The sequence below is a fragment of the Pyxidicoccus sp. M6 genome (genome assembly GCF_055568925.1).
The window spans coordinates 12166850-12179704 of sequence record NZ_CM145714.1 but is presented as its reverse complement, the minus strand read 5'-3'; the positions used below and the strand labels follow the sequence as shown (position 1 = coordinate 12179704).

Annotated in this window: 13 protein-coding genes; 5 read left to right on the top strand and 8 right to left on the bottom strand. The window is 70.0% G+C overall.

Annotation, left to right across the window (positions count from 1 at the left end; genetic code table 11):
• Window positions 1-3: 3 nt before the first annotated feature.
• The 3 genes from ACVTJA_RS48015 to ACVTJA_RS48005 form a co-directional block, all read right to left on the bottom strand.
• A complete protein-coding gene (locus ACVTJA_RS48015) occupies window positions 4-702 on the bottom strand; it encodes a hypothetical protein (RefSeq protein ID WP_465831040.1) in 699 nt (232 codons plus the stop codon).
• Between the two features lie 110 nt (window positions 703-812).
• Window positions 813-1472: a hypothetical protein gene (locus tag ACVTJA_RS48010; RefSeq protein ID WP_465831038.1), complete on the bottom strand. Its 660-nt coding sequence runs from the start codon at window positions 1470-1472 to the stop codon at window positions 813-815.
• Window positions 1473-1488: 16 nt separating this feature from the next.
• Entirely contained in the window at window positions 1489-2091 is a 603-nt protein-coding gene (locus ACVTJA_RS48005) for a hypothetical protein (RefSeq protein ID WP_465831036.1), read from the bottom strand.
• Between the two features lie 323 nt (window positions 2092-2414).
• On the opposite strand from ACVTJA_RS48005, the gene ACVTJA_RS48000 reads away from it, so the two are divergent.
• On the top strand, window positions 2415-2732 hold the full coding sequence (locus ACVTJA_RS48000; protein WP_465831034.1) for a hypothetical protein: 318 nt from the start codon (window positions 2415-2417) through the stop codon (window positions 2730-2732).
• A gap of 41 nt (window positions 2733-2773) precedes the next feature.
• Here ACVTJA_RS48000 and ACVTJA_RS47995 read toward each other — a convergent pair whose 3' ends face one another.
• Window positions 2774-3373, bottom strand: coding sequence for a MarR family winged helix-turn-helix transcriptional regulator (locus ACVTJA_RS47995; protein WP_465831033.1), 600 nt, complete (start codon window positions 3371-3373; stop codon window positions 2774-2776).
• A gap of 321 nt (window positions 3374-3694) precedes the next feature.
• On the opposite strand from ACVTJA_RS47995, the gene ACVTJA_RS47990 reads away from it, so the two are divergent.
• A complete protein-coding gene (locus tag ACVTJA_RS47990) occupies window positions 3695-4450 on the top strand; it encodes an NlpC/P60 family protein (protein WP_465831031.1) in 756 nt (251 codons plus the stop codon).
• Between the two features lie 38 nt (window positions 4451-4488).
• On the opposite strand, the gene ACVTJA_RS47985 is transcribed toward ACVTJA_RS47990, so the two are convergent.
• The 4 genes from ACVTJA_RS47985 to ACVTJA_RS47970 form a co-directional block, all read right to left on the bottom strand.
• Window positions 4489-5121 carry an EcsC family protein gene (locus ACVTJA_RS47985; protein WP_465831029.1) on the bottom strand — a complete coding sequence of 211 codons (633 nt, stop codon included), beginning with the start codon at window positions 5119-5121 and terminating at the stop codon, window positions 4489-4491.
• Window positions 5122-5152: 31 nt separating this feature from the next.
• Complete coding sequence (locus ACVTJA_RS47980) at window positions 5153-5599, bottom strand: hypothetical protein (RefSeq protein ID WP_465840704.1); 447 nt, start codon at window positions 5597-5599, stop codon at window positions 5153-5155.
• 96 nt (window positions 5600-5695) lie between these two features.
• On the bottom strand, window positions 5696-6088 hold the full coding sequence (gene panD / locus ACVTJA_RS47975) for an aspartate 1-decarboxylase (protein WP_465831027.1): 393 nt from the start codon (window positions 6086-6088) through the stop codon (window positions 5696-5698).
• Window positions 6089-6194: 106 nt separating this feature from the next.
• Complete coding sequence (locus ACVTJA_RS47970) at window positions 6195-7037, bottom strand: LEA/WHy family protein (protein ID WP_465831025.1); 843 nt, start codon at window positions 7035-7037, stop codon at window positions 6195-6197.
• Between the two features lie 118 nt (window positions 7038-7155).
• Between ACVTJA_RS47970 and ACVTJA_RS47965 the strand changes: the two genes are divergently transcribed.
• The 3 genes from ACVTJA_RS47965 (at window position 7156) to ACVTJA_RS47955 (ending at window position 12851) form a co-directional block, all read left to right on the top strand.
• Window positions 7156-8685 carry an alpha/beta hydrolase gene (locus ACVTJA_RS47965; protein WP_465831023.1) on the top strand — a complete coding sequence of 510 codons (1530 nt, stop codon included), beginning with the start codon at window positions 7156-7158 and terminating at the stop codon, window positions 8683-8685.
• Window positions 8686-8802: 117 nt separating this feature from the next.
• On the top strand, window positions 8803-11868 hold the full coding sequence (locus ACVTJA_RS47960; RefSeq protein WP_465831021.1) for an eCIS core domain-containing protein: 3066 nt from the start codon (window positions 8803-8805) through the stop codon (window positions 11866-11868).
• Window positions 11865-12851, top strand: coding sequence for a hypothetical protein (locus ACVTJA_RS47955; protein ID WP_465831019.1), 987 nt, complete (start codon window positions 11865-11867; stop codon window positions 12849-12851). Before ACVTJA_RS47960 ends, ACVTJA_RS47955 begins: the two co-directional genes overlap by 4 nt.
• Window positions 12852-12855 lie beyond the last annotated feature (4 nt).

Sequence of the window (12855 nt, the reverse complement as noted above, 5' to 3'; positions counted from 1 at the left end):
CGGTCAGCAGTTGAAGATGGCCGGGTCGTTGTCGTTGCAGTCGAAGCGACGATTCACGTAGCCGGACGGCGGCTCGCAGGCGGTGAGGATGGAGTTGGTGCTGGTGCCGTAGGTGTCGCCGTCCGCGTCGCGGTACCAGCGGACGCGGTTGTCATCCAGGTACTCCGGCACCACGCGCACCTGGTTCCCGGTGACGGGACCCATGGCCAGGATGTACGTGCTGCCCACCGTCAGGTCATACGTCACCACCTTCGACAGCCCGCAGCCCGAGGTGATGACTTCGCTCAGCCCGGGCGTCACGGTGGTGCCGCCCGAGGTCAGCACGGTGAGTGTCGCCGACGGCGCCAGGTAGAACGCGATGGACTCCGTGGTGTCCCCCGCCGTGGTGGCCGAGGGGACATACGTCACCGAGCCCTCCGCGCCCGTCGGCAGCGTCACGGTGTAGTGCTTGTGCTTCGTGCTGATGGCAGGAGCGCTGGTGGTGCGCGTGGCGCTCGCCGTCACATTCACGTTGTCCGCGCTGTTGCCGTAGTGGACGCACGCATGGTCCGTCATGTTGGTGTCATCCACCGACGTGCAGTCCGCGGGCAGCTGCTGCTCCTGCTGCCCGTACACCTCCAGTCCGTCCTCCTCCACGGGGCCGCAGGCCGCCAGTGACAGGCCCAACAGCGCACCGCAGAGCTTCCAGTTCATCCGATTCATGTGGGGTTCCTTTCGAAGTGGCTGATGAAACTGAGTTGCAATAACGGCCCGGTCATCTCCCTGTGTCCGCGTGCGTGGCGCGCGGTCACCGTGAATGAGGGGGCGTGTGGTCAGGGCAGGTGCTCAATCACCATGCCTGGCTCGGGCAGGGTGGTGGGGCCGAGCGTGAGCGTGTACTGGACGCGGTCCGTCAGCTCGTACCCAATCATGTGCTTCAGGCCGTCACAGTGGTCGTCGGTGGGCCGTGTGCCGGCTGGCGTCACCGTCGTCCCGATGGCTGTCTCCACCAGCGTGACGGGGACGTCCGGGGTGCTGAGGTAGATGACGAAGTTGCCGGTGGCGAAGGCCTTGTAGCTGAAGGTGCCCGTGTACTGGCCTCCCTCCGGACGGAGCTTCACCGTGTAGTACGTGTGGAAGTCATCCACGCGGGGCAGGCGGGTGGTGGACGCGGTGACGGTGACGTAGGGCCCGTTGGTGACGTGCCAGCAGGCGTGCTCACCGTTGTCGCCGAAGCTGAAGCCCTCGCTGGGGACATAGTCGGGGTCCGTTTCACAGGCGAGGCCCTCGGCGGCGGCGCGGTAGCCGCGGTTGCAGTGGCACCAGTCTCCCGTGGGCTCGCGATGGACGTGGCCATTGGGTGCGCACGGGTCCGTCGACGCGGGCGTCTCATCGGGCGGAGGCTCGATGACGGGCTCGGGCGTGTTGCCGCCACAGGCGGAGAGCGCCAGGGCACACGTGGCCAGGGCGAGGACGCGGAAGGGGGCGGACATGGCTTCCCGGGCGCGACTACTCCTCGGAGTGGTCGTGCGCCGCCTCCTCGATGACGAGGGTGAACTCGGAGTTCCGCTCCGCGATGGCCAGGAACTGGAGGTAGTACTCCACTCCGCCCTCGAGGTCCGCGACGATGGCCGTCTTCAGGTCGCCGCACACGCTCGTGGGGACGCTGTAGCGGCACTCGCGAGCCACCTCGGCGCCGGTGGCGGCGTCGAAGATGCGCAGGCCGCGGTGGCGCGACAGGAGGAAGGCGAACTCGCCGGACTCGTCGGGGATGAAGCCGACGCGGCCGCCCCAGCCGCAGAAGCCCGTGGCGGGCAGCGTGACGTTGTAGGCGGTGTGCGGGAGGCTCACGTCCACCAGCACCGGCGCGCCCAGGGTGGCGGCCGTGACGGACTGGAAGGGCCCGAGCTCCGCGTGGACGCACGCGTGCTCGGCCACCTCGCCCAGCTCCACCGGGTCGCAGGCGGCGAGCAGGCCCTGCTCCTCCGACGTCAGGGTGGCCTCCCAGCCCGTGTCGGCGGTGGGCTCCTCGCCGGGAGCGCCGCAGCCGGTGGCCAGGGCGATTGCGCCGGCGGCGAGCAGTGACTTCTCGAATAGCTGCCAGGTCTTCATCGGGTGTTCCTCGTTGGACTGTTGGGGGACTGCCGTTGCGACACGCGTGCGAGCCCGGGTGGGCCCGAGGCACGCGCCCGCAAGATGCACTTGAGGTGTATATGCAATCAAGTTGCATTTACGGGGCGGTCTTTCGCGTGGCGCCAGGGCGTGGCGGCATCCGACTCACGGAAGGGTGCGGTTGGACCTTGGGCGTCTCTCAAGTTTCGAGGGTGCTTGTTGCCCGTAACCCCTCGAATCCACTAGGACGCACCTCGCGCGGGGGCTCCTCGCGTGCGGCCGTCTCCCGCGGCGGGCTTCGTGGACCTGGGCGTGCTGCTCGCGTGCCGCTGACGTCGGACGCGGGAGAGCTCTCGCTGCTGCCGTTGCCCCCGGCCCCCGCCGTGCGGCTGTGGCTGCGCAGTGCCTCGTGCCGCCGTGAAGGCGGCCCCATCGAAGTGCCGCTGCGCGAGGGTCGTGTGGAGTCGGTGGTGCTCGACGTGGACGCGCTCTTCTCGGGCGGCGTCAGCGGCACGGTGGCACTGCGGGGGCCCCCGTGTACGGAGCACTCGTCACCAGCGGCAGCTCGTCAGGCGCACTGCCTCCCGCGCGAGGCCTCCGCCGCCTGTGAGACGGCGGGCGTGGTGGACGTGCGCTGGTGATGCGGCTGGGAGCCCGGGCCCATCCCCGGGCTCCCAGCGCATCAGGCCGCGTTGGCGGTGATGGCGTCGGGCTCGGCGTGGGTGCGCATGGGACGCGGCGCGCGCGTCTCGGGCGGCACCACCACGGCCGGCTCGGTGGACGCCGGCTCGGCCTCCTCGGTAGCGCCGAGCTCCTCCGCGCGGTTCCAGCAGCCCATGGCCTCCACCCAACCCTCCAGCATGTCCACCAGCGCGCTGCGCTGCTCCCCCCCAAGGGGCAGCAACAGCCGAGCCATGCGCTCCTGCACCACCGCGTCCGCCTGTTCCGCCAGGGCGCGGCCCTGCTCGGTGAGACGCACCCGCACGCGGCGGCGGTCATGCCGCACGGAGCGCTCGCGCTGGACGAGCTTCGCGTCCTCCAACCGGTCCAGCAGTCGGCTGAGACGGGGAAGGGCAATGCCGCCCAGCCGTTCCGCGAGCGCGTTCACGGGCAGGAGGCTCTCGGCTTTCAGCCACCAGATCGCCTGGACTTCCATGGGGTCCAGCTCCGTATGGGGGAGCGAGCTCAGCGGGCTGTTCAGCGCGCCGCAGCGCGCTACGTCGATGATGAGATTCCGCAACCTCGCGACCTGCACCCGCACTTCCATCGAGAGTTCGGACATCTGCCTGCCTCCGCTCACGGGGGCCGCGGCTCCTCCGGCCGAGAAGTCCGCCCTGCCGCCCAGCTTCGATGGGGCTTGCGCCCCGGCTGGGAGAAACAACGTCCGGCGCTCGGAGGCATATCGGACCGCTTGGAATTCACCCTCAATCGCGCGGTGAGCCGCCCCGTCCGTGGCCCCGCGGATTCACCGCGAGTCCCTGCCCGGCCGCTCCACCCCGGAGGGTGGGCGTGACGTTCATCGCCGGGCTCGCGCCGCCCCTTTCCGCCAGGAGTCCCGGGGCACGAGGCGTCCCACCTTGGGAGGGACGGGGGACGGCACACCATGGCGCGCGGGTTGGCCCTGGGGGACTCGGGGCCGGAGGTGCGGCGGCTGCAGGAGTTGCTCACCCGGCGGGGCTACCCGCTGGTCGTGGACGGCGACTTCGGCGAAGTCACACGGGTGACCGTCGTCACCTACCAGGCGCAGAACCTGGACTCCAACGGCGAGCCGCTGGTGCCAGACGGCGAGGTGGGGCCAGCGACGTGGTGGAGCCTCACGCACGTGCGGCCCTTCCTCCTCCACCCGCCGGCCATCGACTTCACGCGGATGCCGCTGCCCGAATTGGGCGGCAGCGCGCGCGGGCGGCATGCGCTGGAGGTGGCCATCGGCGAGATGAAGGCCGGCGCGGGCGAGGAGGGCGGCCCCAACGCGGGGCCGTGGATTCGCAAGTACCTCCACGGCCTCGTGCCCGAGGGCGGCTCGTGGTGCGCCGCCTTCGTGAGCTGGTGCTTCTGGCAGGACCCGGGCGGCCCGCCCTTTCCGTATACCGTCAGCGCGCGGAAGCTCTTCGGTGAGCTGGGGCAGCGCGGCTGGGCGCACCTGTCCGGCGAGCAGTACATGCCGCAGCCGGGGGACCTCGTCGTCTGGTCTCGCGCGGACGCGGACGGCCGCGAGGACCACGTGGGGCTGGTGCATCACGTGGCGTACGGCGTGCTCTACACGGTGGAGGGCAGCCACGGCTCGCGCGTGCAGGGCTTCAGCTACGACTTCAGCCGCATGGACCGGCTGCTGGGCTACGCGCAGGTGCCCGGGCCGTGAGGTGAAGCTGGAGCCGCGAGGCGAAAGCGCCGGGCGGCTCAGCTCCCGCTGGCCTTCTGTCGCTGGGCCTTGGCCTTGGCGTGGGCCTTGTCGAAGCCCTCGTAGAAGCGCACGGCCTGCTCGCCCACCATCTGGATGTGCTGGTTGTTGAAGTAGGCCGTAATCGGCGCGGCCACCAGCGGCATGGCCCGTCCCAGCGTATGCATGCCGCCCTTCTCCAGCAGCATGGCGGCCAGCTTCCCCATCACCTTCGGCCCCGCGCGGTGAATCGGGCCCAGCCCGTTGGCGTAGCCGAACAGGTCCATCATCTCCCCGCGCGCGCGCTCCGTCTTGAGGTTCGCCTTGTAGAGCGTGGCCACGTCGGTGAGCAGGATGATTTGCAGGTACGCCATGAAGAGCAGGTCCGCCGGCACCGCCACCAGGCCGAAGACGCCGCTGACGCCGCCCACCATGCCGGCGAGGTTCTTCTTCTCGTCGATGAGGCGCTGGGCCAGCTCCTTCGGCGGCGTGTTGGGGTAGCGCTTCTCCAGCTCCGCCACCCGCACGCGGGCGCGCGCCACCTCCGCCAGGACGATGTCCGACAGCTTCGTCGAACCGAGCTTCTTCATCTCGCTCGGCGTCAGCTTCTTCATGAAGGCCAGCCGCTCGGCCACGCTGTCGTAGAAGCCCATCCGTCACTCCTCCTCGAGTTCCGCCTGTCCTCTAATAACCCCGCTCGGACAGGTAGAGGTCCACCAGCGCGCCCTCTTCGTACCAGGCGTGCCGCATCTCCACGTTGAACCAGCGCGAGTCCGGCTTCGCCCCGCGCACCTCCAGCTTCACCTGATTGGGAGACGTGTCGATGACGGCCGCGCGCGCCTTGCACGCGGAGCCGGGCTCCTCGCCGTAGCCGCCCTCCATGCACACCTCGTCGCCCACGGACAGGCGCCGCGTGTACTCGGTGGCCAGGTACAGGGCGTCGTCACACGCGGAGCGCACGCCGCTCGACTTGCCATGCGCCTGGCAGCGGTCCTTCGGCGGCGCCTTCACGACGGGGACGGCCGCGTAGAGGGGGTCCTCGTCGTTGGGGTTGGGACGGAACGAGCCAATGGCCGTACAACCCGAGAGCACCAGCGCCAGCGCGCCGGCCGCCGTCCACATCCGCCTCATCGTTTTCATGCCTCCGGGGCTTCACGCCCCTCCACTAAGGATGGGCGGAGCATGGCAAAAAGGCCCCCGGTGGGGCAAAGCGGGGCGGAACGCCGCTCAGGCCGAGCGGCGCTGGGGGCCCGGAATCTCTTCCTTGATGCCGGGGACGATGCGGTTCTTTCCGTCCACGAACACCACGGTGGGCTTCCAGCCGGCGAGCTCCGCCTCCTCCACCTCGGCGAAGGTGGCGAGGATGACGAGGTCGCCGGGCTGGTTGAGATGCGCGGCCGCGCCGTTGATGCAGATGACACCGCTGCCCGAGGGGCCCTCGAGCGCGTACGTCTCCAGGCGCGTGCCCCGGGTGACGTTCCAGACGGCCACCTTCTCGTAGGGGAGGATGTCGGCGGCGCGCAGCAGGTCCACGTCGATGGTGACGGAGCCCTCGTAGTCCAGGTCAGCCTGGGTGACGGTCGCGCGGTGAATCTTGGACTTGAAGAGGATGCGGCGCATGGCGGAAGTCCGGAGGCCCTGGGAAGAGGACGACTCACCGTAACGTCAAGGGCGCCCCGGGACAACCCTGCGGTTCAGTCCTCGCCGCCCGGGGTGCAAGCAGGCGTCATTTCACGAAGTTCAGGAGCTGACTCAGGTTGAGCGGTACGGACTGGGCGTCCGAGGTGAGCTTGCCGTCCAATTTCACCTGGGCGCTGCCGCCCGAGCGCAGGGCCATGGCCGCCGAGGCCGCGCTGAGCAGGTTGATGGTCAGCGGCAGCGTCACCTGCTTCGTCCCGCTCCCGTCCAGGAGGCCCAGGTTGCCTGTGGACAGGTTGCCCACATTCGCACCTCCCACCTTGAGCGCGCCGGTGATGCCGGCCACGGGGAGGGGGAAGCTGTTGCGGTTCTTGATTTCGAGGGGGAACTCGATGGTGGCGCTGGTGCCGCTGATGCCCTTGATGCGGGGCGACTGGAAGGAGACCTGCGGAATCTTGGGCACCTCGAAGGAGCCCTCCTTCTGCAGCGGGAAGGAGATGACGCCGATGGGCGTCTTGATGCCCACGCTGCCCTCGGCCTTGTAGGCGGCCTTGTCCTTGTTGAGGAACGTCTCCACCACCGGGACGATGTCCGCGAACTTCACGTTGGCGGGGAACACCAATTCGCTCTTGCCGTTGGACTTGAGCGACAGGCCCTTCTTCGGCTTGCCGGCGACCACCTGCTTCCCCTCGACGAAGAAGGAGTAGTCCACCGAGGCCAGGTCCAGCCCGAAGCCGTTGGGGTTGTTCACCTCGTACACGAGGTCCACCGTGGCGTCGGACAGCGACGCGCTGGAGAGGCGGGCCGTCTTGAAGGTGACGGTGGGCTTCTTGAAGGCCCCCTTCAGCAGGTTCTGAAGGGCGGCACAGCCCGTCAGCGTGGTGAAGGACAGGACGGCCAGGACGAGGAGGGCGCGTTTCATCTTGGGCATGGGCGTATCATCAGACGGCCGCGTTCTATCCCGGATTCAATCCCCGCGTCCGGGCAGGGAAGATGGGGCCTGTAGCGCACGCTCGTCCGGGTGGTATGTGGCAGGCCTTCCCCGCACCATGACGGAGGCACCCTTGCCCGGGGTCCGGACACACATCCCCTCCCTTTCTCCGCCCCGGCGCCGTGACTGGCGCTGGCTGGCGCTGGGACTCGCGGTGCTGGCGCTCGCGGGCTGCTCGCGGGGCGGCACGTCCGGCCCGGACTCGCGGAAGCTGGCGCTGACGCCCTGCCGGTTGGAGGGAGTGGCCAGCCAGGCGATGTGCGGCACGTACGAGGTGTTCGAGGACCGCGCCGCGAAGGCGGGCCGGAAGATTCCCTTGCGCGTGGTGGTGGTGCCGGCGCTCGCGGCCCAGGCCGAGCCGGACCCGCTGGTGCTGCTGGCGGGCGGGCCGGGACAGGCGGCTTCGCGCGTTCCCCAGGTACTGCTCGCGCTGGAGCGCATCCGCCGCAAGCGCGACATCGTCCTGGTGGATCAGCGCGGCACCGGGGACTCGAATCCGTTGGAGTGCGAGCCGCACCCGCTGGAGGAGGGACTGGCCGCGCGCTTCGACGAGCGCGGCGCGGTGGAGAAGGTGCGGAAGTGCCGCGAGGGCTGGGCCGCGGACGTGCGCCAGTACACCACGCCCAACGCGATGGACGACTTGGACGAGGTCCGCGCGGCGCTCGGCTACGAGAAGGTGAACCTCTGGGGCGTGAGCTACGGCACGCGCGCGGCGCTGGTGTACATGCGCCAGCACCCGGACCGCGTGCGCACCGCGATTCTGGACGGCGTGGCGCCCATGGGCCTGTACCTGCCGCTGAATGCGCCGCGCGACGGGCAGCATGCGATGGAATTGCTGCTGGCCCACTGCGAGAAGGACGCGACGTGCGCGAAGGCGTACCCGGACCTGCGGGCGCGCACGGAGGCGCTGCTCGCGAAGCTGGAGGCGGAGCCCGCGCGCGTGCGCGTGCCGCACCCGCTCACCGGCGTGCCGGAGGACATCGCGCTGTCGCGCTCGGCCTTCGTGTCTGAGTTGTTCAGCCAGCTCTACAGCCCGGAGATGGCGTCGCTGCTGCCGCTGACGTTGGACAAGGCGGCGCGCGGTGACTGGGCGCCCTTCGTGGCGCTGAGCGTGGGCCAGTCCGAGAGCACGGGCCACACGGTGAGCCATGGCCTGTACTACGCCGTCGTCTGCGCGGAGGACGCGCCCTACTACGACGCGGCGGCGGTGGAGCGCGAGGCGAAGGGGACGTGGTTCGGCCCGGACATGGGGCTGGAGACGCTGGCCATCTGCGCGGACTGGCCAAAGGCCTCGCTGCCCGTGGGCTACCGCGAGCGGGTGGCGTCGGACGTGCCCACGCTGCTGCTCTCCGGAGAGCTGGACCCGGTGACGCCGCCTTCATGGGCCGAGGAGGCGAAGCGCACGCTCCACCACAGCCTGCACGTGGTGGTGCCCGGCGTGGGCCACAACACGGTGGGCGCGGACTGCGCGCGCACGTTGATGAATGATTTGCTCACGCGCGGGACGGTGGAGGGGCTGACGTCCTCCTGCGGGAAGAGTCTCACCCGGCCTCCCTTCTTCACGTCCTTCGCCGGCCCGGTGCCTTGACGGGCCGTGTCCGTGTCCCCGACCTCGCGGGGCCTTTCGCGAGCGCGCTCACCGTGGTTGGCTCCCTGCGTGTCACCCTGTTGGGCCGGGAGGGGTTGGCGCTGAGGGGGAGTGGACATGAAGACTCAAGTGGCGCGGGAGTCGTCCCGCGCTCCGGTGCGGAATGAGGCGGCGTCTCCGGTACTGGCCGGACACGCCCTCCGCGAAGGACAGGCGCAGCTCCGTCACATCCTCTCCGGGCCTGGCTCGGAGGCGGAAGGCACGTCACTGGAAGCCTGGGGGCTGCAGGCCCGGCTGAAGGTGGGCAGCCCGGATGACCCGTACGAGCGGGAAGCGGATCGGCTCGCGGAGGTGTTGATACGCGGGGCCGCGCCGTGCCCGACGTGTGCGGGCGAACAGCCCACGGCCGGCGGTGTGTTTCACGTCCAGCGCCGCTGCGCGAAGTGCGAGGAGGCGGCGAATGCGAAGTCCGCCGCCCTGCGAGTCTCCGAGCGCGCAGGCCGGTGGGTGGTGCGGAAGATTCTGGATTCCGCGCCGGTGGGCGGAATGGGACAGGCGCTCTCCGAGCTGGAGACGGCCCACGGCGGTGGACAGCCGCTGCCGGGCGAGGTCCGGCGTCTCTTCGAGCCTCGGCTCGGCCATGACCTGGGCGGCGTGCGCATCCACGCGGATGGCCGGAGCGCGAGGCTGGCGGACGGCCTCGGCGCCATGGCCTTCACCCGGGGGCAGGACATCTTCTTCGGCGCGGAGCGCTTCGCACCCCAGTCACCCTCGGGCTTGAGGCTGCTCGCGCACGAGGTGGTCCATACCGTCCAGCAGGGCGCGGTGCCCTCGTTGCAGGCGAGTGGTGCGCAGGCCCCTGCGGGCGGTACTGCGGAGTGCGGTGCTCCGCGGGTGCAGCTCGCCGCCGCGCCGGAGCGCAAGGCCGAAGCCGCGCCGCGGACGCTGATGATTCCGTGGAAGGGGAGCATTCGCGCCTCCTTCTTCGAGTGGCTCCTGCGGCTCACGGGTGACGAGGCAGAGACCCGACGTGTGACCGACCTGTTGATGGCCCGCGGGAACACCTTCTCCGCCGAGGGCGTCGAGGTGTCGCCCGATGCGTTCGCGTCCAACGCTTCCAGGGACGGAGTCTTCGCCCTCGATGCCGAGTTCACCGAGGCCATGCGGGTGTACTTCGGCACGGACGTGGAGACGCTCCAGTGGATGAGCACGCCTGCCGCCGGCTCCGGGGACGACGCGACGTGGCTGGAGCTCGCCGGCTTTGGCGGCTCCAGCGTGGATGCCGTGGCCGGGGAGCTCGCGCAGGAGCGCGACGCCGAGTGGCCGATGGCGGCCCTGCACGGTGACGTGGCGGTGCTGAAGGACGCGGGGCTCGCGGCCCTCTACCTGAAGCTGCTGGAGCACTTCGGAGGCGTGGAGCGCCGGGGCGAGCAGGCCCGCTCGCGCGCGGAGGGGCTCTCCGAGGACGAGGTCGCGCGGGTCATCGGCGGCGACGTGCGGCGCCGGTTCCTCACCGAGCTGTTCACCCAGGGCTGGCGCGAGTTCTCCGCCGAGGGAGGCGAGACGCTCGCGCGCTTCGAGCCCCTCATCGAGCGCATCCTCGAGCAGGCGACGTGGGGCAACCCCACAGCCACGCACAATCAATTGCGCATCGGCCAGGGCTGGCCCGAGCGGGGCATCCTGGGCATCGTCCACCGCGCCGACGGCATGTTGCTCTACGACGCGTGGGGATTGCCGATGCCCTCGCTCGGCGGCACGCGGATGCGGGACGCGGGCTTCATCGGCACCCGGCAGATGTCGTGGGGCGTGGACATCTCCGGCGTGAGCGACCCCATGATGCGCGGCATCCTCACCTCGCTGCGGCAGCAGATCGCGGAGCCCTCGCGAGGCGTGCTGCTCGGAGCGCAGGCGTACTTCGAGAACGTGGAGGAGGTGAAGGCACGCGTCCTCCGGGGACTGGGAGCGGAGGTCGTCGAGCGGTTCAAGGGCATGCTCCCGGCCTTCGTGGGCTTCCTCGCCGGGCACGGGCTGAGCAACGTGCTGCTGCGCATGCCTCCGCCCTGGCCCGCCGTGGGGTTGGCGCTCAAGGGGCTGCTCACCGCCGCCGGGTATGTGATGCAGCTCGACCTGGAGGGCAGCGCGCTCGTGCGCGTGCTGGAGGCGGGCTACTTCCTCAGCCGCGTTCGCCGCGAGGAAGGGCAGCCCGTCACCGAGCTGTCCCTGGACTACCTGGAGCGCGCGGCCACGCCGCTGCGCGGGCTGGTGGCCGACATCGCCGCGATGAAGGCGCTCGAGGTGATGCTGGGCGCGCTGGCCACGCGCCGGCGGGCCTCGGTGCGCTGCGACAGCCCCTGCGAGGTGGAGCTGGATGGCCGCAAGCCCAGCGCGGGCGTGGCCCGGGCGGAGGTCGAGGTCGGCAAGCCGACCGTGGAGGAGTACCGCCACATCGATGAGTACCTGAAGGCACTCGAGGAGCTGGGGCAGGCGCTGGCGAAGAACGATGAGGCCCAGGTCAAGAAGGCGCAGGCGGTGCTGGACCGCATCGACGCCCTGGCGCTCGAGCACGCGGACAAGCCGGGGCCGCTCGCGAAGCTGCTGGAGCACATCACCTCGCTGAGCCTGATTCGCACCGCGAAGGAGACGCGGCAACTGAGCTACCCCATCGAGCTGAAGAAGCTGGAGGAGGTGGATCCGAAGGCGGCGGCGCTGGAGAGGAAGAGTGGGAAGCAGAAGGGGAAGCAGGACAAGGAAGCGGCGAGCGAGGAGTTCGTGGAAGGCCTTGGGCGGCGCTTCAACTTCGACTGCGTGAAGCTCGGCCTCCGGCGGGGGATGACCTATGCCGAGGTCGAGCGGATACTCAAGTGGCCGCCGAACGCGAAACTCGAGGTCCGTCCGTATGGTGCCAGCCGTCTGTCCTGGGAGCTCGGAGACGGCAGCATGGTTCACCTGGACATCCCGGGGCCGGAGAACACGAGCCGGTACGCGCTGAACCGGGAGCCCCACCTGGCGCTGGTCGCGCCGCCCCGCAAGTTCGGGGAACTGCATCTCAGTGAGAACGGCATCGGTGTCCCAGACAGGTCGACGCCAGCGCATATCGAGATACTCCCGGACGCGCAGCTCTCGCACCGCCTCGAGCCACTGCGGCAGGCCGCGCTGAACGGCACCTCGGAGAAGAATCCATGAGTGGAATGTACGCGGACCTCATCATTCCGGACCTCGACCCCCTGGAGGCGGCCCGGAGCATCTGCGCGGCGGAGTTGGCCGACGGGCTCCGGAAGCTGGGCACCGTCGCCGGGGAGCTGGGGCTGGGAGCGCGCTGGTCGCGAGCGGTGCTGGTGGGTGCGGGCACATCGCTCTACGTGGGGGGCCCTTCCGGGCTCAGCCCCAACGGGGCACGTCAGTGGAGCGAGCCGGGACTGTCGATGGTGTTCGCGTTCATGCCTGGCATCGGCTTCTTCCGCGATTGGTATCTGCACTACGAGCTGCCTCCGGTGGACCCGGCGGCGAGCCCGGCGCGTCAGGCGATGGCGCGGGCCATGGAGCAGAAGCTGCTCCCTGAGATAGCCGAGCGCGGGCCGGAGGTGGACGCCGTGCGCCGGGTCGCCGCGGCGGCCTCGGGCCGGATTCCCTTTCCGGTGTCCGCCGCCATCGGCGTGGAGGGCTCGTGGTCCTATGAGTTCGGCCAGTCCTGGCGGCGCCGTGTGGCATACGCACTCGCCTATGAGGCCAGTCTGCCCATCAAGTCCCTGGAGCCGTTCAGGGGGCGCTATGACGCGCTGGTCCTGGGAACGCCTGGAGAGCTGGCGTCGGTCCTGCCCGCGACGGATGTGCCCGAGGCCTTCTCCATCCACCTCAACCTCCTGGCCGTGCTGCACATGGCTCGGACCTACGAGACGCAGACCGGGGAGATCACACCCACCCTGCCGGACCGTATTCAGGCGGCAGAGGAGAAGCGCGGCCTTCTGGAGGCCCGATTCGATGAGGCAGCCAGACATCGGGCGGCTCTCCTGAACGAGGATGGCCGGATTGCCATCGAGGGCCTGCGTGCGGAACTGGAGTTGGTCGCGCGGGACCAGACGAAGTTCTCTGGAGCCCTGCCCATCTGGGGCGGCATCCAGAAACTGAACGCCCCCTCGTACGGCCCGTCCGTCAGCGACCCTCCGTAGCACG